17 protein-coding genes are annotated in these 20373 nt (G+C 61.3%); 9 read left to right on the forward strand and 8 right to left on the reverse strand.

The annotated features are described in order from the left end of the window. The first annotated feature begins 14 nt into the window (after positions 1–14). Together ACZ9IU_RS29960 and ACZ9IU_RS29965 are read left to right on the forward strand one after the other, a co-directional pair. Positions 15–1943: a glycoside hydrolase family 127 protein gene (locus ACZ9IU_RS29960; RefSeq protein ID WP_040124164.1), complete on the forward strand. Its 1929-nt coding sequence runs from the start codon at positions 15–17 to the stop codon at positions 1941–1943. Beyond that, entirely contained in the window at positions 1936–3069 is a 1134-nt protein-coding gene (locus tag ACZ9IU_RS29965; RefSeq protein ID WP_051900314.1) for an ABC transporter ATP-binding protein, read from the forward strand. Before ACZ9IU_RS29960 ends, ACZ9IU_RS29965 begins: the two co-directional genes overlap by 8 nt. Positions 3070–3405: 336 nt before the next feature. Here the strand turns inward: ACZ9IU_RS29965 and ACZ9IU_RS29970 are convergent, their stop codons facing one another. Then, entirely contained in the window at positions 3406–4122 is a 717-nt protein-coding gene (locus ACZ9IU_RS29970) for a FadR/GntR family transcriptional regulator (RefSeq protein WP_040124163.1), read from the reverse strand. Positions 4123–4744: 622 nt separating this feature from the next. Between ACZ9IU_RS29970 and ACZ9IU_RS29975 the strand changes: the two genes are divergently transcribed. From ACZ9IU_RS29975 to ACZ9IU_RS30000, 6 genes are all read left to right on the forward strand, one after another. Further along, entirely contained in the window at positions 4745–6328 is a 1584-nt protein-coding gene (locus ACZ9IU_RS29975; RefSeq protein WP_244447613.1) for an ABC transporter substrate-binding protein, read from the forward strand. Between the two features lie 7 nt (positions 6329–6335). Continuing rightward, positions 6336–7448 (forward strand): ABC transporter permease, encoded by a 1113-nt coding sequence (locus tag ACZ9IU_RS29980; RefSeq protein WP_040124159.1) that lies wholly within the window; start codon positions 6336–6338, stop codon positions 7446–7448. 5 nt (positions 7449–7453) lie between these two features. Continuing rightward, on the forward strand, positions 7454–8386 hold the full coding sequence (locus tag ACZ9IU_RS29985) for an ABC transporter permease (protein WP_051900311.1): 933 nt from the start codon (positions 7454–7456) through the stop codon (positions 8384–8386). Continuing rightward, positions 8383–9240 carry an ABC transporter ATP-binding protein gene (locus ACZ9IU_RS29990; protein ID WP_040124157.1) on the forward strand — a complete coding sequence of 286 codons (858 nt, stop codon included), beginning with the start codon at positions 8383–8385 and terminating at the stop codon, positions 9238–9240. Before ACZ9IU_RS29985 ends, ACZ9IU_RS29990 begins: the two co-directional genes overlap by 4 nt. Further along, entirely contained in the window at positions 9237–10013 is a 777-nt protein-coding gene (locus ACZ9IU_RS29995; protein WP_040124156.1) for an ABC transporter ATP-binding protein, read from the forward strand. Before ACZ9IU_RS29990 ends, ACZ9IU_RS29995 begins: the two co-directional genes overlap by 4 nt. A gap of 86 nt (positions 10014–10099) precedes the next feature. Beyond that, positions 10100–11059 (forward strand): dihydrodipicolinate synthase family protein, encoded by a 960-nt coding sequence (locus ACZ9IU_RS30000; protein WP_051900684.1) that lies wholly within the window; start codon positions 10100–10102, stop codon positions 11057–11059. Between the two features lie 111 nt (positions 11060–11170). Here ACZ9IU_RS30000 and ACZ9IU_RS30005 read toward each other — a convergent pair whose 3' ends face one another. Genes ACZ9IU_RS30005 through ACZ9IU_RS30035 form a run of 7 tightly spaced genes read right to left on the reverse strand, consistent with a single transcriptional unit; the run spans position 11171 to position 19321 of the window. Beyond that, a complete protein-coding gene (locus ACZ9IU_RS30005; protein ID WP_040124154.1) occupies positions 11171–12976 on the reverse strand; it encodes an ABC transporter ATP-binding protein in 1806 nt (601 codons plus the stop codon). A 3-nt stretch (positions 12977–12979) separates the two neighbouring features. Then, positions 12980–13918 carry an ABC transporter permease gene (locus tag ACZ9IU_RS30010; protein WP_040124152.1) on the reverse strand — a complete coding sequence of 313 codons (939 nt, stop codon included), beginning with the start codon at positions 13916–13918 and terminating at the stop codon, positions 12980–12982. After that, the gene (locus tag ACZ9IU_RS30015; protein WP_040124151.1) at positions 13918–14892 is read right to left on the reverse strand and encodes an ABC transporter permease; all 975 of its coding nucleotides are present in this window, start codon (positions 14890–14892) and stop codon (positions 13918–13920) included. Before ACZ9IU_RS30015 ends, ACZ9IU_RS30010 begins: the two co-directional genes overlap by 1 nt. Positions 14893–14897: 5 nt before the next feature. Beyond that, a complete protein-coding gene (locus ACZ9IU_RS30020) occupies positions 14898–15872 on the reverse strand; it encodes a nucleoside hydrolase (RefSeq protein ID WP_040124150.1) in 975 nt (324 codons plus the stop codon). Beyond that, complete coding sequence (locus ACZ9IU_RS30025) at positions 15869–16828, reverse strand: nucleoside hydrolase (RefSeq protein WP_040124149.1); 960 nt, start codon at positions 16826–16828, stop codon at positions 15869–15871. Before ACZ9IU_RS30025 ends, ACZ9IU_RS30020 begins: the two co-directional genes overlap by 4 nt. A gap of 39 nt (positions 16829–16867) precedes the next feature. After that, positions 16868–17749, reverse strand: a complete 882-nt coding sequence (locus ACZ9IU_RS30030; protein ID WP_040124148.1) for a dihydrodipicolinate synthase family protein — start codon at positions 17747–17749, stop codon at positions 16868–16870. 21 nt (positions 17750–17770) lie between these two features. Then, positions 17771–19321 carry an ABC transporter substrate-binding protein gene (locus tag ACZ9IU_RS30035; RefSeq protein ID WP_040124147.1) on the reverse strand — a complete coding sequence of 517 codons (1551 nt, stop codon included), beginning with the start codon at positions 19319–19321 and terminating at the stop codon, positions 17771–17773. 135 nt (positions 19322–19456) lie between these two features. Here ACZ9IU_RS30035 and ACZ9IU_RS30040 point away from each other — a divergent pair, with 135 nt between their 5' ends. Then, positions 19457–20353 carry a LysR family transcriptional regulator gene (locus ACZ9IU_RS30040; protein WP_040124146.1) on the forward strand — a complete coding sequence of 299 codons (897 nt, stop codon included), beginning with the start codon at positions 19457–19459 and terminating at the stop codon, positions 20351–20353. The last annotated feature ends 20 nt before the right edge of the window (positions 20354–20373 follow it).

The following is a 20373-nucleotide window of genomic DNA, read 5'->3' on the forward strand; positions in this document are numbered from 1 at the left end:
AAACGGATGAAGCGATGAACACCATGAAAAGAGACCGCCAGTTCCGCCCGCTGCCCGTACCCAGCGTCGATATCCACGGCCTATTCGGCGACCGCCAGGAAGCGATCTGCGACACCACGGCGGAGATGCTGCTCGACCGCTGCGTCGAGGCTGGCATGCTTGATGCCATCGACACCAGCAAGCCGAGCCCCGGCATCGTCATCCCGATCCAACCCTGGGGCGGCACCACGCAGATGTTCTGGGACTCGGACCTCGGCAAGTCGATCGAGACGGTGGCCTATTCGCTCTATCGGCGGAAGAACCCGAAGCTCGAAGCCCGTGTCGACGAGATCATCGACATGTACGGCAAGATGCAGGATGAGGACGGTTACCTGAACGCCTGGTTCCAGCGCGTCCAGCCGGATCGCCGATGGACCAACCTGCGCGACCATCATGAACTCTATTGCGCCGGGCATTTGATCGAAGGAGCGGTCGCTTATTTTCAGGCAACCGGCAAGCGCAAGCTTCTCGATATCATGTGCCGTTATGCCGATTACCTGATCAAGACCTTCGGCCGTGGCGAGGGCCAATTGCGCGGCTATTGCGGCCATGAGGAAATCGAGCTGGCACTAGTGAAGCTGGCGCGTGTGACGGGACAAAAGAAATATCTCGACCTCTGCAAATTCTTCATCGACGAGCGCGGCACCGAACCGCATTATTTCACGGAGGAAGCGATCCGCGACGGCCGCGATCCCGCCAATTTCATCCAGAAAACCTATGAATACAGCCAGTCGCATCAGCCGGTGCGCGAACAGACAAAGGTCGTCGGTCATGCCGTGCGCGCCATGTATCTTTATTGCGGCATGGCCGATATCGCCACCGAATACAATGACGACAGCCTGACGGCGGCGCTCGATACGCTTTGGGACGATCTGATCACCAAGCAGATGTATCTCACCGGCGGCATCGGGCCTGCCGTTTCCAATGAAGGGTTCACCGACTATTACGACCTGCCGAACGAAAGCGCCTATGCCGAAACCTGCGCTTCCGTCGGTCTCGTCTTCTGGGCGAGCCGCATGCTCGGGCGCGGTCCGAACCGGCGCTATGCCGACATCATGGAACAGGCGCTCTACAATGGCGCCATGTCCGGCCTGTCGCTCGACGGCAAAACCTTCTTCTATGAAAACCCTCTGGAAAGCGCCGGCAAGCATCACCGCTGGATCTGGCATCCCTGCCCCTGCTGCCCACCCAATATCGCCCGTCTGCTCGCGTCGATCGGCTCGTATATGTATGCGGTGTCGGACGACGAGATTGCCGTCCATCTTTACGGCGAAAGCCAGGCCCGATTCGATATCGGTGGGGCCAAGGTGCGGCTGGCCGAAAAGACGCATTATCCCTGGGACGGCGCGATCGGATTCGATGTAACGACGGACAGGACGACACGCTTTGCGATCTCACTGCGCATCCCCGAATGGGCGGATGGCGTAACGCTGAAGGTCAATGGCGAAACGATCGATCTCGCCTCGGCCACGGTCGACGGCTATGCCCGCATCGATCGGGACTGGACGAGCGGCGATCATATCGATCTCGATATTCCCTTGGCGCCGCGCGCGCTGTTTGCCAATCCGCTGGTGCGGCACGATGCGGGCCGCACGGCGCTGATGCGCGGGCCGATGGTCTATTGCGTCGAGGCGACCGACAATGGCGACGGTTTGAACGGCATCAGGCTGACAAGCGGCGTTTCGCAGGCAACGACGGCTGACTTAAAAGATCTCGGCGGCGCCGTGGCGCTCGATGTTCCCGCAAGCCGCGACAAGGCTGATTGGGGTGACGCGCTCTATCGCACCAGGCCGCCTGAGACGGAGGAAGCGACGGTACGGTTCGTACCCTATCCTTTCTGGGACAACAGGTCGCCAGGTGAAATGCTGGTCTGGGTCAGAGCGGGCGAACGCAACGATGCGTGATGAGATAGCCAGAACCGGGGTCGTGCTTACCGATATCCGCAAGAGTTTCGGCAACCTGGAGGTCATTCATGGCATCAACCTCCAGATCACCGAAGGATCCTTTGTCGTCTTCGTCGGTCCGTCCGGCTGCGGAAAATCGACGCTGCTGCGGATGATCGCCGGGCTCGAGGAGGTCACTGACGGCGAAATCGAGATCAAGGGGCGCGATGTCACCGATCTCGATCCATCCGAGCGCGGCATCGCTATGGTGTTCCAGTCCTATGCGCTGTACCCGCATATGAGCGTGCGCGACAATCTGGCGTTCGGTCTGAAAATGGCGCGGACGCCAGAGGCGGAAATCGAAGCGCGGGTCAGGGCAGCCTCTGCGATCCTGAAAATCGATCCGCTGCTGGATCGCCGCCCCGGCCAGCTGTCCGGCGGCCAACGCCAGCGGGTGGCGATCGGCCGCGCAATCGTGCGCAAACCCGAGGTGTTTCTCTTCGACGAGCCGTTGTCCAATCTCGATGCAGAATTGCGGGTGTCGATGCGCATCGAGATCGCAAGGCTGCACCGGGAACTGCGCAATACGATGATCTACGTCACCCACGACCAGACGGAAGCGATGACGCTGGCCGACATGATAGTGGTCCTTCGCGACGGGCGGATAGAGCAGACCGGCAGCCCGCGTGAGGTCTACGAAAAACCGGCCAACATTTTCGTTGCCGGGTTCATCGGCTCTCCGCGCATGAACTTTCTGGAAGCGAAATGGGCGGAAGATGGATCGGTATTGCTCGGCGGCAGCCGGATTCCGGTATCACTGGACGCACAGGCATTGTCGCCGGGCGAAAAGATCACGCTGGGCATTCGCCCCGAACATCTGTTCGTGTCGACCGCCGGCGAAGCGATGCTGCAGGCCAGGGTGGATTTCTCGGAATATCTAGGCGGGACCCAATTTCTATACTGCCAGACGGACGAAGGGCAGGCCATCATCGCAGAACACCGGTCACCGGTTCCTGTTGACGCCGGCGATACCGTCCATTTTTCGTGGGACGGCCCGCACCTGCGCTTTTTCGATAACGCTGGGATGCGAATCGAACAAACCGCACTGACGGATACGCTGGCTCCTAATGACAATTTAACGGTTTAAGGATGCCAAAGTAAGGATTGAGGGCTGATTTTGAAGATCTGCGGTGGCGTCGCGATGCTTCGGGACAATCAATGAAAACGGATGAATAGCTTTGACCCGCGAAATGTCTGCCGGCAAGGCACCAAAAGTCTCTCGCAGGCCTCGAGAAGATTAAGAGAAAAGAAGGCCCGGCAGCGAAATCACCGGAAAGCCGACATACATCATGTCCACCCAGAAAACTGTCCACGCCGACCATATCCGGCGAGGCAGTGTCTTATGCCGATTTCCGAATGGTCACGTTCCTTCCCTTCAACGACGTCGCTCTCCTCCCGCCGTCGTGGCAACATATCGCCCTCGTCAGGGATCGCGTTGCGCGTCGGTAATCCGCTCGCGGGCGCGCACCAGATGGTAGCGCATATAGAGCGCCGCGTGCTCCCCGTTTCTCGCCCGGATCGCTTCGACGATCTGCTGGTGCTCGCGCAGCACGGCGATGCGTCGCTCGTCCGAGCCTAGTTTCGTCAGGTTGAGCGCCACGCCCATGGAGCCGCTGATCTCTCCGCGCAGGTGCTCGAAGAGCGATACGAACAGGTCGTTGCCGCTCGCGACGGCGACCTCGCGATGAAAATTGAAATCCGCCTCGCTGGGAGACTGGCCGTTCATGATTTTTTCGCGCAGCAGCTCGTTGGCTTCGTCGAGATTGTGAAGGTTCTGGCTGGAGCGGCGCTCCGCCGCCAGCGACGCTGCCGCAGCCTCCAGCGCGAAACGAACCTCGAAGGACTTCAGATAACCCGCGACATTGGACGGCAGCACGAAGCGGGTAATGGCCGAGGGCGGCACGGCGCGCACGAATGTGCCGGAACCGCGCCGCGAATAGACAAGGCCATCAGCCTGCAACCGGATCAAGGCCTGGCGAACCACCGGGCGCGATACGGAGAAAGCAGAGCAGATATCGTTCTCCGCCGGCAGCCGATCGCCTTCCTTGAAGGCGCCGTTCAGAATCTGCTCCAGGATCTGGCCGTATAGTTTGTCCGCCAGCCTCTCCTTGCGCGGCGGCGTCAATTGCAGTTCCGCCATTCAACATCTCCCCTTAGCTCCCAAACCCCTCGTCCCGGCGGCCCTCCCGGCGCGCGATATGGCAGTCCCGACCATGGCGCGGGCCTGCATATCTATCGATAGGCGCAATTTCAAAGATGTCATCAAAAATTACTTCTTTTGCGGCTTTTTTTACAAAATTTGAAATGAGAGTTGACAACTTAGGTGACCGTGTTAGCGTATTCGAAATTGTCGAAGTGCATTCGGCGTCTCAGGGAGGAGATATTCAGATGCAGCACACGGCGCGAATCGGCCATCATCGCTGCCGCGAGAAACGCAGCTGAGGTCGCAAAGCCAAACTTCAACGTCATTTCTGTCGCACCCTGGGCCGTAAGCCACGAAGCTTCGGCAACAGGGAGTTTTTGCCCGCTTCAGGCATCGGTCGACAGTACATTTCTTCAAGCCCGGCACGCCAGCGCGTCGGCTCGCTCATTCATGCCTTTTCCGACAGAGGAACACTGCCGCACATCCTCGAATATTTCTACGAACAGATCAAAGGCGAGGACCCGCGACGGATCGAATTCCTGATGCTGAACACGACAAGCAGAACGAACTGAAGAGCTCGAAGATTTCAATTGGGAGGTTGAACATGATGAAACATCTTATGGCGGCGACATTTCTGGTCGCTGCAGCGCTGACGGTCCCGCAGGGCGCAGCGCTCGCCGCATCGCCGCCGAACATGCTGGTGATCGGCACGAACCTGACCGGCATCCGTACTCTGGACCCGGCGGACAACAATGCCCGCACGGTTTCGGAGCTGATTTCCAATATCTACGACAACCTCGTCCAGCTGCCGCAGAACGATCTGCAGAAGCTGCAGCCGATGCTCGCGACCAAGTGGAGCGCCTCGGCCGACGGCAAGCTGATCACCATCACGCTGCGCAGCGACGCCACGTTCCAGAGCGGCAATCCGGTGACCGCCGAAGATGCCGCCTGGTCGATCCAGCGCGTCATCAAGCGTGGTCAGGTCGGCTCGACCGATATTGCGCTCTGGGGCTTTACAGCCGACAATGTCGAAAAGCTGGTGCGCGCCAAGGATGCGCAGACGCTGGAAATCGAGCTGCCGATCCAGGTCAGCACCGATCTCGTGCTTTATTCGCTCGCCAGCTCCTCGCTTGGCATCGTCGACAAGAAGACCGCCATGTCGCATGAGGCGAACGGCGATTTCGGCGCCGCCTGGCTTGCCGCCAACTCCGCCGGCAGCGGTCCTTTCACGCTTTCGCAATGGCGTCCGAACGACATCGCCGTCTTCGAAGCCAACAAGAAATACTGGGGCGGTGTCCCGGCCATGGTCCGCGTCATCACCCGGCATATCCCCGAATCCGGTAACCTGCGCCTTCAGCTGCAGGCCGGCGACGTGGATGTCGGCCAGTATCTCGCAAGCGGCGACCTGGATGCGCTGGCGAACGACAAGAAGATGGTGATCGACAATGTTCCGGGTCTCGGCTTCTATTATATCGCGCTGAACCAGAAAGACCCCGATCTGCAGAAGCCTCTGGTCCGCGAAGCATTCCAGCATGCTTTCGACTGGAAGGCGATCTCCGGCAATATCATGCGCTATACCGGCTTCCCCTGGCAGTCCGTCGTGCCGAAGGGCATGATCGGCGCACCGACCGACACTACATCCCGTTACGACTACGACCCGGCCAAGGCCAAGGCCTTGCTGGCGCAGGCCGGTTATCCGAATGGCCTCAAGAAGGTGCTGAACCCGTCGGGTGCCGCAACATTGCCGTTCACCGAAGCCCTGCAGGCAAGCGCCCGTGCGGCCGGCTTCGACCTTAACCTGGTGCCCGGCGAATACACACCAGCCTTCCGCGAGCGCAAATACGAAATCCTGCTCGGCAATTCCGGTGCCCGCCTGCCCGATCCGTTCGCGGTCGCCACCCAATATGCCTACAACCCGGACAATCGCGACGAGGCCCGTCTCGGCAGCTATTACCTGTGGCGCACCGCCATGCAGGTTCCGGAGCTGAACACCCTTGTCGATCAGTCGATGAAGGAACGCGATACGGCCAAGCGCACGGAAATGTTCAAGAAGATCGATGAGATCTACAAGGGCATGAACCCGCCGCTGATCGTCTTCTTCCAGCGCACCGACCCCTATGTCATTCGCGCCAATGTCAAGGGTTATCAGGGACATACGACCTGGTCGACCCGTTGGCACGACGTGACGAAAACCAAGGAGTAGGATTGACGTGGCCAGCGTGGACATGACGACACGAGACAACTCGCCCGTACCGACCACGACTGGTCCCGCCACCAATGGTCCGGTCGATGACATGCCGGATGATGGCATCAAGCTTGCCGTCCGTCGCTTCACCGGTCGCGTCGTCGCTGTGGTGACGACGCTGCTGGGGCTGCTCTTCCTGACCTTCTCGATGGGACGCCTGCTGCCGGCCGATCCGGTTCTGGCGATCACCGGACCCGAGGTCAGCAAGGAAGTCTACGACCGGGTTTTCAAGCAACTCGGGCTCGACCAGCCCGTCTACATCCAGTTCCTGAGCTATGTGAAAAGAGTGGTGACCGGCGATCTCGGCGTCTCCGCGATCACCGGCCAGCCCATCGTCACCGACCTGCTGTCGATCTTTCCGGCGACGATCGAACTGACCCTGGTGGCGATGATCGTCGGCACCATCGTTGGCGTGCCACTCGGCATCACGGCTGCGGTTCATCGCGGCAAGCCGATCGACCATGTCGCCCGTATCATCGGTCTTGCAGGCCATTCGATCCCGACCTTCTGGATGGGTCTGATGGCGCTTTTCATCTTCTATGCCAAGCTGCAATGGGTCGGCGCATCGGGCCGCGTCGATGTCTATTACGAAGGCATCGTCACGCCGGTGACCGGCTTCCTGCTGCTCGATTCCGCCATGGAAGGCAATTGGGATGTCTTCCAGAATGCGCTCGGCCACATCATCCTACCCGGCTCGATCCTTGGTTATTATTCCGTCGCCTATATCAGCCGCATGTCGCGCAGCTTCATGCTGGAGCAGCTCGGCCAGGAATACATCATCACGGCGCGCGCCAAGGGGCTGGCGTCCCGCCAGGTGATCTGGCGCCATGCCTTCCGCAACATCCGCGTCCAGCTCCTGACCATCATAGCGCTGACGCTCGGCGGCCTGCTTGAAGGCGCGGTGCTGATCGAGACCGTCTTTGCCTGGCCGGGGCTCGGCCAGTATCTCACCCGCGGCCTGCAGATGAACGACATGAATGTCGTCATGGGCGCGGTTCTCACCATCGGGATCGTCTTCCTGATCATCAACATCACGTCGGATGTGCTCTACCGCATCCTCGACCCGAGAACACGGTGATAGATATGGCGATACCCGTTTCCCAATCTCGCCCCACGCCTCCCGGCATTCGCGGCTGGCTTCTCGCCCCTGAACCCAAGGGTACGCTGCATGCGTCTCTGCAGCAATTCTACCAGGGCTGGCTGAAATTCCGTGAACATCCGCTCGGCATCGTCGGCCTGGTGGTTATCCTGATCCTGATCTTCACCGCCGCCGCCGCCCCGCTTCTGACGCAATACGATCCGGTCGCCCAGAATATGGCGATCCGCCTGTCGCCCCCATCCTGGGACCACATTCTCGGAACCGACAATTTCGGTCGCGACGTCTTCGCCCGCATCATTTACGGCGCACGCACGACGCTCGACATCATCATCCTCGTGACGATCATCGTCGCACCGATCGGCCTCTTGATCGGCACCTGCTCCGGTTATTTCGGCGGCATTGTCGATGAGGTGCTGATGCGCATCACGGATATCTTCCTGTCCTTCCCCGGTCTCGTATTGGCGCTCGGCTTTGCGGCAGCTCTCGGTCCCGGCATCACCAATGCGATCATCGCGATCTCGCTGACTGCCTGGCCGCCGATCGCCCGCCTCGCCCGCGCCGAAACGCTGAGCCTCAGGCAAATGGACTATATCGCCGCGGTGCGGCTGCAAGGCGCATCCTCGGCCGCCGTGATCACGCGCCATATCCTGCCGATGTGCGTTCCCTCCGTCATCGTCCGCGTGACGCTCAACATGGCCGGCATCATCCTGACCGCCGCCGGCCTCGGCTTCCTCGGGCTTGGCGCCCAGCCGCCATGGCCGGAATGGGGCGCGATGGCCGCCACCGGCCGCGAGTTCATGCTCGACAGCCCCTGGGTTATCGCCGCACCCGGCATTGCAATCGCAGTCGTCAGCCTTGCTTTCAACCTCGTCGGCGATGCCCTGCGCGACGTACTCGACCCCAGAGGTGGCGAATGACCGAACCGCTCATCGATGTCAGAAATATGGAAATCTCCTTCGCCCACGGCTTCGTGAAAGCCGTGCGCGGCGTGAGCTTCCAACTCGGCCGCGAAAAGCTCGGCATCGTCGGCGAATCCGGCTCCGGCAAATCGACCGTCGGCCGGGCCATCATGCGGCTCCTGCCGCCGACCGCAACGGTCACCGCCGACCGGATGACGTTCAAAGGCACCGATATTCTGGCCGCCAGTGAAAAGCAGATGATGGATATCCGCGGCAAGCAGATCGGCCTCATCCTGCAGGACCCGAAATATTCGCTAAACCCGGTCATGCGCGTCGGCGAGCAGATCGCCGAGACCTATCGGCTGCATTATCCGAAAGCCGGCAGGAAGGCCGCTGAGAAGAAGGTGCTGGAAATGCTGGAAGCGGTAAAGATCCGCGATCCGCAGCGCGTCTTCCGGCTCTATCCGCACGAAGTCTCCGGCGGCATGGGCCAGCGCATCATGATCGCCATGATGCTGATCGCCGAGCCGGAAGTGCTGATCGCCGACGAACCCACGTCGGCGCTCGACGTGACCGTGCGGCTCGACGTTCTGGCGCTGCTCGACGAACTGATCGCCCGGCGCAACCTCGGCCTGATCTTCATCAGCCACGATTTGAACCTGATCCGTAAATTCTGCGACCGGGTGCTGATCATGTATGCGGGACGCGTCGTCGAAGTGCTGAAGGCGTCCGAACTCGACAATGCCCAGCACCCCTATACCCAAGGGCTGCTCGCCTCGCTGCCGTCCATCGAAAACCCGCCGGCACGCCTGCCGACGCTGACGCGCGATCCGTCCTGGCTGACGCAACCCACGATCGGAGTGCCGTCATGATCGACGTCGAAAACCTCACCGTCCGGTTTGGCCCGCGCACGCCGCTCATTGTGAAGGGCATCAGCTTCACCGTCGAACGCGGGAAATCCTTCGGCCTCGTCGGCGAATCCGGCTGCGGCAAATCCACCGTGCTCCGGGCGATCTCCGGCCTCAACCGCAATTACGGCGGACGGATTTCGCTGGATGGCAAGCCGCTGGAGCCGGAACGGAGCAAAGCCTTCTTCCGCGACGTCCAGATGGTCTTCCAGGACCCCTACGGCTCGCTGCATCCGCGCAAGACGGTTCGCTCGCAGTTGATCGAACCACTGCGCAATCAGAACCTGCCGATCAAGGAAAACGCTGTTTCCGACGTGCTGAAAGCAGTCGGTCTCGATCCTGGCCTCGGCTATCGGTTCCCACATCAGCTTTCCGGCGGCCAGCGGCAGCGCGTCGCGATCGCCCGCGCATTGATCCTCGACCCGCCTGTCCTGCTGCTCGACGAGCCGACCTCGGCACTCGACGTTTCCGTGCAGGCGGAAATCCTCAACCTGCTCGCCGACCTGCAGAAGGAACGCGGGTTGACCTACCTGCTGGTGAGCCACGACATGGCCGTCATCGCGCATCTCTGCAGCCGCGTCGCGATCATGAACGGCGGCGAGATCGTCGAGGAAACCGGCATCGAGCAGATCCGCTCGGGCCATGTCCAGCATCCCTATTCCCAACGGCTTCTTTCCGCCAGCCGCGCTTACGGCAAGCAGGAAATGCGCCCGGTCGAGGTCATGAACTCGGCCTGATTCCAACGGGCGCCCAGCGCCTGGACGCTGGGCAAGACCGTTCCTCAATGCTTTTCCACTCACCCCTGAACCGGGAGCCTGAAGCCATGGCCAATTTTTCCGTGACACCCGAAATGCTTGCGAAATCGGTCCTCTCCGTGCCGCCCCTGGCACGCAAGGCCGACTACACGCTCGACCGCGAAGGCAACCGCCAGATTCTGGCGCATCTGGCGCAAGGCGGCGTGACGACAGCGCTTTATGGCGGCAACGCCAACCTCTACAACATCTCCGTCCGCGAATTCGCGGAGATGGTCGACATGCTGAAGGAGATCGCCCCCTCCGGCACCTGGCTTATCCCTTCGGTCGGTCCGGACTACGGCAAGTCGCTGGACCAGATCGCAATTCTCAAGGACCACGACCTGCCGACAGCGATGGTCCTGCCCCTGAATTTCCCGGTGACTTCGGCCGGCGTCGCAACCGGCCTTCGCCGTATCGCCGACGCCTACGGGCGGCCGATCATCGCCTATGTGAAATCGCTCGACTACATTTCGGCGGCCGATCTCGCGGCCGTCGTTGCGGATGGGGCGATCTGCACGATCAAATACGCAGTCGTCCGGCAGAACCCGAAGGAAGATACCTACCTCTCCGAACTCGTCCAGAAGGTCGATCGCAAGATCATCATCTCCGGCATCGGCGAGCGGCCGGCGATCAGCCACCTGATGGATTTCGGTCTGCAGGGCTTCACGTCCGGCTCCGTCTGCGTCGCACCCGCCATGTCCACCGGTATCCTGAAAGCACTGAAGGCCGGCAACGTCGCCGAGGCGGAACGGCTGCGGGCCTTCTTCATGGGGCTGGAAGACCTGCGCGACGGCGTATCGCCGCTCCGCGTCCTGCATGAAGCGATCGCGACAGCCGGCATTGCGGATACCGGCCCGATGCTGCCGTTTCTGAAGAATATCACCGATGCCAAGGTGCTCTCCGCCATAACGGAAACTTCGCAGAAACTGCTGGCGGCGGACCGGGCATATCAATCCGGTCAGGTCGAGAAGCAGGTTGAGCGGGCCTAGGAAGTGCATCCCTGCCCATTAAATAAACCGCCTGAGCTCGCCGCCACCGACCTGGAACCGATCATCATAAGCTTGGCGGAACGGTTTCAAAGTGCCTTATCAGGCCTGACCTTATGCGACCTGTACGAAGTGGCCTTCGCCGGCCTGGCTGTAGGACCGCTTCGGCGGCACGTAATCCGCAGCACGGAACGGGCTCTTGATCTCGTCGTTCGATATCCGGCGCGTCTGACGACGCGACGGATCTGCGATCGGGACCGCCGCCATCAGCCGTTTCGTGTATTCATGCTGCGGGTTTTCGAACACGGCCTGGCGCGGGCCGATCTCGACGATCTCGCCCAGATACATGACCGCGACGCGGTGACTGATCCGCTCCACCACCGCCATGTCGTGGCTGATGAACAGGTAGCCGAGACCGTATTTCTCCTGCAGGTCGAGCATCAGGTTGATCACCTGCGCCTTGACTGAAACGTCGAGTGCTGAAACGGATTCGTCCGCGATGATCAGCTTCGGCTCCAGAGCAAGGGCGCGGGCGATGCAGACGCGCTGACGCTGGCCGCCGGAGAATTCATGCGGGAAGCGGTCTGCCATCGATGCTGAAAGGCCGACGCGTTCGAGCAGCTCGGCCACCCGTTCCTTCGCTTCAGCCGCACCGGCCAGCCCATGGGTGACGATCGGCTCGGCGATCGCATTGCCGATACGGATGCGCGGATTGAGGCTTTCGGACGGATCCTGGAAGATCATCTGCGCCTCCCGGCGGATGTCCGCCAGTTGGGATTTGCCGGCTCCCAGGACGTTCTGGCCGTCGATCTCTATTGTGCCGGACTTCGCATCCGTCAGCCGGATGATCGAACGACCGGTTGTGGATTTGCCGCAGCCGGATTCGCCGACGAGCGAAAGCGTCTCGCCCTGCTGCAACTGCAGTGAAACGCCCTCGACGGCGTGAATGCGGCCGACTGTCTTGCGCAAGAAGCCCTTCTTGATGTCGAACCGGGTCACCAGGTCGTTGACCTTTAGGATCGGCGCGGCATCGCGCCTCACCGTATCCGCTGTGGGTTCGGGGGGCTGGATGTCGCCGGTCACCATATCGACCTGGGGAAAACGCAGCGGCCGGTCAATCCCGGTCATGGAACCGAGCTGCGGCACGGCGGCGAGAAGCGCCCGCGTATAAGGATGCTTTGCCCCGGCGAAAATCTCGCGCGTCGTGCCGGTCTCGACAGCATCGCCGCGATACATGACCACGGTGCGGTCGGAGATTTCCGCCACCACGCCCATGTCATGGGTGATGAAGAGGACGGACATGCCTTCCTCTTCCTGCAGGGCCTTGAGGAGTTCCAGGATCTGCGCCTGGATGGTGACGTCCAGCGCCGTCGTCGGCTCGTCGGCGATCAGGAGTTTCGGATCGCAGGCAAGCGCAATGGCGATGACGACGCGCTGCCGCATGCCACCGGAGAAGTTCATGGGATATTCGTTGAGGCGTGACCTCGCCGACGGGATACGCACCTTATCCAGGAGCCTGACGGCCTCCGCCTCGGCCTGCGTATTCGACATGCCGCGATGATGGACGAGGACTTCGGTGATCTGCTGACCGATTTTCAGCACCGGATTGAGGCTGGTCATCGGCTCCTGAAAGATCATGCCGATGCGGTTGCCCCGGATGGACTGCATTTCGTCGAGTGGCAGGTCGAGCAGGTTCCTGCCCTCGAAATCGATGCGACCGGTGACGCGCGAATTGCCGGGCGACAGAAGCCGCATGATCGACATGGCCGTGACGCTCTTGCCGGAGCCGGATTCGCCGACCACGGCGACGGTCTCCTTCGCGCCTATGTCGAAGCTGACGTCGTTCACGACATTGCGCCATTCGCCGCCGACACGGAATGCAGTGTTGAGGTTTGAAATCGAAAGGATCGGATGGGTCATGTCTCAGCCTTCCCGCCGGGGATTGAGAATGTCGCGCAGGCTATCGCCGATCAGGTTGATGCCGACGATGAGCAACAGAAGGACCAGACCGGGGAAGAAGCTGATCCAGTAGTCGCCTGAGAGCAGGTATTCGAACCCGTTCGAGATCAGCAGGCCGAGCGACGGCTCGGTTACCGGCAGGCCGATGCCAAGGAAAGAAAGCGTCGCCTCCAGCATGATCGCATAAGCGACGCGCATGGTCGCGACGACGATCAGTGGCGGCAGGCAGTTCGGCAGGATGTGCCTGAAGAGGATGTGCCGGCCGGGAAGTGCCATGGACCGGGCCGCATCCACGTAGGCGCGTTTGCGCTCCACCAGTGCCGAGCCTCGAATCGTGCGGGCGTAATAGGCCCATTGGGTGACGATCAGCGCCAGGATGATCTTGTCGACCCCTTGCCCCAGGACGGCGAGAAAGATCAGCGCGATCAGGATCGCCGGGAAGCTGAGCTGGATGTCGACGACGCGCATCAGGAACGAATCCAGCCGGCCACCGGCATAGGCGCTGACGAGACCGAGGGAGGCGCCGATCACCAATGCGATCGCCGCACTCGATATGCCGACGAGTATACTGGTCCTCAGCCCGTAAAGGACGGCGCTCAGGAGATCACGGCCCTGGTCGTCGGTGCCGATCAGGTACACCATCCCGTTCATGCTCTGCGAGCCGGGAGGCAGCCGACCGTCGAGGATATCAAGCTGCGACAGATCATACGGGTTCTGCGGCGCGATCAGGGGCGCAAGAACGGCAGCCAGAATGAAGACCAGCACCAGAAGGATGCCGACAAGCGCCAGCTTGTCGTGCAGGAGGGCGACAACCATCTGACGGAACGGCGAGCGCGAGCGGCGTGCCTGACCGTCGGCGTTGCCGACATGGACCGAACCGGCAGTATTGGTGTCCCGGCTCATCACGAATTCCCTTCAAGACGAACGCGCGGGTCGACGATCGAATAGAGGATGTCGACGAGGAGGTTGATGATGCTGAACATCACGACGGTAATCATCAGGTAGGCGAGGATCACCGGACGATCGAGAACGGCGATGGCGTCGATGATGAGCTTGCCCATGCCCGGCCAGGCGAAGATCGTTTCGGTGACGACCGCGAACGCGATCAGCGAACCGAGTTCGAGCCCGATGACCGTGATCAGCGGAATGAGCGTGTTCTTCAGCACATGCACGGTGACGATCCGGCGTTCCGGCAGGCCCTTGGCGCGCGCGAAACGAACGAAATCGAGCTGCATTGTTTCGAGCACGCCGGCGCGCGTGAGACGGATGATGAGGGAAATCTTGAACAGCGCCAGGTTCAACGCCGGCAGAAGAAGATGAGACAGGCCATCCAGCGTGAAGAGGCTGATGGGAACGCCGAACACCGGCACCGTCTCGCCTCGCCCGGATGCCGGCAGCCACCCCAGCTGGACGCTGAACAGCATGACCATCACCAGGCCGATCCAGAAGGTCGGCAGGCTGAAGCCGAGGATCGAGAAGGTCATCACCGATTTGGAGAGCAGGCTCTTCGGCTTCAGGCCCGCGTAGACGCCGAGCGGAATTCCGAAGACGAGACCGAGGACGAGCGCCACGAACGCGAGTTCAAGCGTCGCCGGCATGCGTTTGAGGATCAGCGTCAGCGCCGGCTGGTTAAAGACGAAGGAATTGCCGAGGTCGCCGGACAAGGCGCGGGTGAGGAACAACCAATATTGCTCCCACACAGGCTTATCGAGCCCGAAGGACTGGATGACCTGCAGGCGTTCGGTCGGCGTCGCCGTGGAGCTCAAGAGCACATCGACCGGATTGCCGACGAGATAAAGGCCCACGAAAACCAGAACCGACATCACAAATAGCGTCAGAACCGTCTGGATCGACCGGCTTAAGAGATAACCGCTCATAGATTTCAGCCTCCCGGCGTTTTGGGACCGGGCGCAGCGCTTCCGTAAAGCGAAATGCGCTCGATCAACAGATTGATGAACCCCGCCTCGTCCACATCGGTCACCACGGTGGCGTTTGGGGTGCGGTCCATCTTTTGGTAGAAGTCGGCATAGGTATAGCCCATCGTGAGCCCGGTGACCTGCGTGCCGACGGTTGCCTTGCGGCTGGTGAAAAGCTCCGGCCTGATCAGCCACGCGATCGTCGTCGCGTCGTGGATCGGCCCGCCCGGCCGTCCGAAGCGCGGCATGTCACTGCGATCGAAGGTCGAGAAGAGATTGTAGAGCGCGCGCCCCGCGGCCCCGCCGCGAGCGCTAAAGCTCTTGAAGTGTTCGGCAGTGAACAGCGCCTGGAAGGTCATGTCGAGCGGCATCACCACGATCGGAACGCCGGAACGATAGACGATCTCTGCCGCGTGCGGGTCCGCAAGCACGTTGAACTCGGCCCAGGGAGTGCGATGGCCGAGCGCAGTAAAGGCGCCGCCCATCGACACGATCTGCCGTATGCCGCGCGCCACATCAGGGTGCTGGATGAGGGCAAGCGCAAGATTGGTCATCGGCCCGATGGCGCAGATGGTCACCGGCTTGCCGGCCACGGCCGCTTCGCGCGCCGACCTGACGATGAAACGTACCGCATGTTCTTCCGACGGCGTGATGTCGCTGCGTACAACGAGGTCATCGCTGAAAGCGCCGACCCTCGCATATTTTCCGAACACCTGCTCCCGGACCAGCGGACCGGCCGCGCCAGCGTAAACGGGCACATCGGTGCGGCCGGAAACGCCGACGATCTTGCAGGCGTTCGCTACCGTATCCTGCAAAGGGACATTGCCAGCGACGATCGACAGGCCGAGCACGTCGAGCTCCGGCGATGCCAGCGCCATGAGGATGGCCGCCGCGTCATCCAGGCCGGGGTCCGCATCGATGATGATCGGTTGGCGGCTCATGCGACGGCCTTTTCGACGTAACGCGAAAGGCGATCGAGGAAGAAGGCGATGATGCCCTCTGCATCCACCTTGGTCACGATATCCGCATTGGGTTCGAGACCGCTCTTGCCGTACCAGTCGGCGATGGTCTGGCCCATGCAAAGCTCACTCTCGTGCTCGACGAACACCCGGGCGCGCTCGGTCGTAAAGAGATGCGGCGCCAGAAGGTAAGCGATCACCAGCGGATCATGGAGGGGCCCGCCGCGCGAGCCGTAGCGGCGCACGTCGTTACGGTCCCAGAAGGCCATGAGTTCGGCAAGCGTGTGTGAAATGCGGCCGCTGACATTCGAAAACTCTGCGACGTGCTCCGGCTTCAGCATGACCTGATGCGTCGCATCGAGTGCCAGCGCGACGATCGGGATGCTGCTCGAAAACACGACATGCGCGGCATGTGGATCGGCCAGCACGTTGAATTCCGCGGTCATCGTCCGGTTGCCGGGCTCGCGATAGGCACCGCCCATCATCACGATACGCTCGATGCCCTCGGCGACCTGCGGGTTCATCCGCAGCGCTACAGCAAGATTCGTCATCGGACCGAGGCAACAGACGGTGATCCGTTTTTTTTCCTGAGCTGCGGCGGTCAGGGTGTCGATCAGGAAATCGACGGCCGACTTGGGCTCGACCGCCTTCACCGGTTCCGGCAGCACCGTGTTGCCCAGCCCGGTCTTGCCGTGGAACTGGCCGAAGATCGGCTCGCGCAGCATCGGCCGGAAGCAGCCGGCATAGACCGGAATATCCGTCCTCCGGCCCAGTTCGCAGACCTGCAGGGCATTGCGCACCGTGCGTTCGAGCGGCTGGTTACCGCAGACGGGCGTGATGCCGAGGATTTCGAGTTCCGGCGAAACGAAAGCAGTCAGAAGCGCGATCGTGTCGTCTATCCCCGGATCGCAATCCACGATGATCGGAATTGGTGTCATTTCGAATTTGCCCTTGAATTATCGGTTGAATGCCGGCGCTCAGAGCGCTCCGACATCACGCAGAACCGCACCGATCTCGGCACGGGCCGCGTCTGCGAGCGGCACCTGCGGCGCCATCGGCGCGCCGACCGGAAAGCCCTGAAGCTCGAGCGCCGTCTTGATGCAGGCGGCGATCGAATATTTCGCGAAGATCTCGTTGACACGCCAAAGCGGACGCTGCAATTCCATCGCCTTTGCCCAGTCGCCCGCCTTCGCCGCTTGGTAAAGGGAAATGCTCTGGTGCGGCACGATGCAGGCCGGGCCTGCCATCCAGCCAACCCCGCCGATCATCATCACGCAGACCGGAATATGCGCGGAGGCGGCAAACACTTCCATCCGGCCGCGGGTCCGCTCGATGATGGAGAGCAAGCGCCCGGTATTGGTCGAGGCATCCTTGATGTAGCGGATGTTCTCGACATGGCTCAGACGCTCGATCACGGGGAGAGTGAGATCGGAACGCTGGAACTGCGGATTGGTGTAGAGAACGACCGGCCGCCCCCTGGCCGCCCTGGCGATCGCCGTGAAATAGGCTTCGACGCCCTCATCGCTGACCGGGAAATAGGCCTCAAGAATAGCCAATATGCCGTCGGCTCCCGCCTCGACCATGTATTCCGTCTGAGCAACGGCATCGCTGGTCGACGTAGACGCCACGCCGGCGACAACGGGCACCCGGCCGCGATTGGCCGAGATTACGGTGTCGACGACGTGACGCCGCTGCTCTTGGGAGAGATAGGCAAATTCACCGGTGCTGCCGAGCGGCGTCAATCCATGGACGCCAGCGTCGATCAGATGATCCACGAGATCCGTCAGCACGCCTTCCATGACCGCGCCCGACTGGTCGATCGGCGAAACAAGGTAGGGAAAAACACCGCTGAAAGACATGACGGATCACCGCTTTCCGGATCAGTTCGGCTTCACATAATAGGGAAGCGTGTAGGCATCCGACCGGCCTTCATAGGAAAGGCCGTTCTTCAGAGCCCAGGTGTTGGCGAGGTAAAAGACCGGGATGACACCGAGATCGGTCATGGCGATCTCGGTCGCCTTCTTCAGGAGCGCCTCACGCTTGGCATCATCGAGCGTACCACGGGCTTCGCTCAGCGCCTTGTCGAACTCCGGATTGGAGTAGCGGCCGCGATTGCCCTGCCCTGCCTTCTCGCCATAGGTCTCGAGGATCGGGCCGAGCACACCGGAGGCTTCGCCGGTTTCGACGGCGGCACCGCCCATGATGAAGCTGAACTCCAGATTGGAAGCGCGGGTGAAGTAGACGCTGCCCGGCAGCGTCACGACCTCCGTTTTGATGCCGATGCGGCTGAAGAACTGGCCAATCGCCTGCGCCACCTTGGAGTCGTTCGGATAACGGTCGTTCGATGCGTGGAAGGTCAACGAGAAACCGTCTGGATAACCCGCCTTGGCCAGCATTTCCTTAGCCTTGTTCGGGTCGTAGGCATCGACCTTGATGGCCGGGTCATAACCGAAATAACCTTCCGGAACGACCTGCCCGGCCGGCACGCCCTGGCCGTCCATGATGCGGTCGACGAGCGCCTCACGGTTGATCGAGAGAGAAAGCGCGCGACGTACTTCCGGCTTCAGCAGCGGGTTCTTGCCGTCCGGACCCTTGGCGAAGGGCGATTCCTCGCGGCCCTGATCCATGTGCAGATACATGATGCGGTTGCCCGCAACGTTGACGACCTTCAGCTTGTCGGACGCCTGGAGCTTGCGCGTGTCGGCAGTCGGAATGCTCTCGATCATGTCGACATCGCCGGAAAGCATGGCGGCGACACGGGCGCTGCTGTTCTTGAACACCCGGAACGTCACCTTGTCCCAGGCAGCCTTCTCGCCCCAGTAGCCGTCGTTGCGCGCGACGACAACGTTGTCGTCCGGCGTCCAGGAGACGAACTTGAACGGACCGGTGCCGATGACGCCCTTGCCCGAGTTCATGTCTTCGGTGGTCGTCTTTTCCATCTCGGCCGGCAGGATGGCAATGCGGCTGAGGTTGTTCAGAAGGAGCGGCGTCGGACCGTCCGTCTTGATGCGCACCGTGAGCGGATCGACGGCGGTGACATCGGTGATCGCCTTCACATAGGCTGCGAACGAGCTTGGACTGTTCTTCGAGGCGAGCGGCACGCGTTTGATGCTGGCGACGACGTCGTCAGCCGTGAAGTCGCTGCCGTCGTGAAACTTGACGTTCGGCCGCAGCTTGAACTCCCAGGTCGTATCGCCGATCGTCTTCCAAGACGCGGCGAGTGCCGGCTGGATCTGCTGCTTGGCATCCTGATTGACGAGACCGTCGAAGATGTTGCGCGCCATGGCGCTGTTCGGGCCGACGACATAGAACTGCGGATCCATGGATGTGGTCGAGGCGGCCAGACCAACGGTGAGATCCTTCGCATGGGCTGCGAGCGGTGCGGCAAAAACTGACGCTGCCAGTGCGGCTGCGATCGTAAGGAATTTCATGATGGAGCTCCTCCGGGGTTTCCGAAATCCGCGCTCTCCCAGCGGATTAGAGATGGCATTAAAGCCTCGGGCCAGAAAAGAAAAATTGCATTTGGTATTCCGTTCATGTCCTAATGTTATGGGAGAGCCAAGCGCATGCGATTGAAACCACGGCAGGTCGAAGCCTTCAGAAGCGTGATGATGACGGGCGGCATTACCGCCGCCGCCGAGGCGATGAACGTCACTCAGCCTGCCGTCAGCCGCCTCATCCGCGACTTGGAGGAAATCGTTGAGATCAGGCTGTTCGAACGGGTCGGAACCCGGTTGATGCCGACAGCCGAGGCGACGCAGCTCTTCCGGGAGGTCGAGCGGCTTTATCTCGGCCTCGACCAGATCGCCCAGGCCGCCGACGATATCCGCCGGCACAAGAACATCGTGCTGAGGATCGCCAGCGTCACCTCACTGGTCCGGCCCTACCTGCATCAGGCGATCATCGATGTTGTCGGCAAACGTTTGGACATCCCACTGGTGATCGATGTCGAAAACAGCCGCCATATCTGGGACATGGTCGAGAAAAACCGCTATGATCTCGGCTTCGTCTTCAGCTCGCCGCGCATGGCCGACAAGAATGCCGTCCTGCTGCACGGTTCGCATGCGGTCGCCGCCATGGCGCCCGGCCACCGGCTGGCGTCTCGCAAGGTTATCACGCCCGCCGACCTTCTGGACGAGCGCGTCCTGATCCCGGGCCGCAATTCGCCGCTCAGGCTGGCGCTGGACCGCGCCTTTTCGAATGAAGACCATCAACCGATCAGCACGATGGAAACCTCGATGCTGAACTGCTGCTATTTCGCGGCATCGGGAATGGGTGTCGGCATCGTCGATCACACCAGCCTTCGGTCCGCCAGCGCCGACATCATCGCCATTCCGTTCGAGCCGAAGATCGAAGTCTCCTATTTCGCCATCCGTCCGTCAGGCGGGCAGCGCATTGCAGTGCTGGACGACATCGTAAGGCGGATGCAGGATATGATGTGTGCTATCAACAATACCAGATGAAGTATGCTTGGGGCGGTCGA

Source organism: Mesorhizobium sp. USDA 4132 (assembly GCF_056279545.1).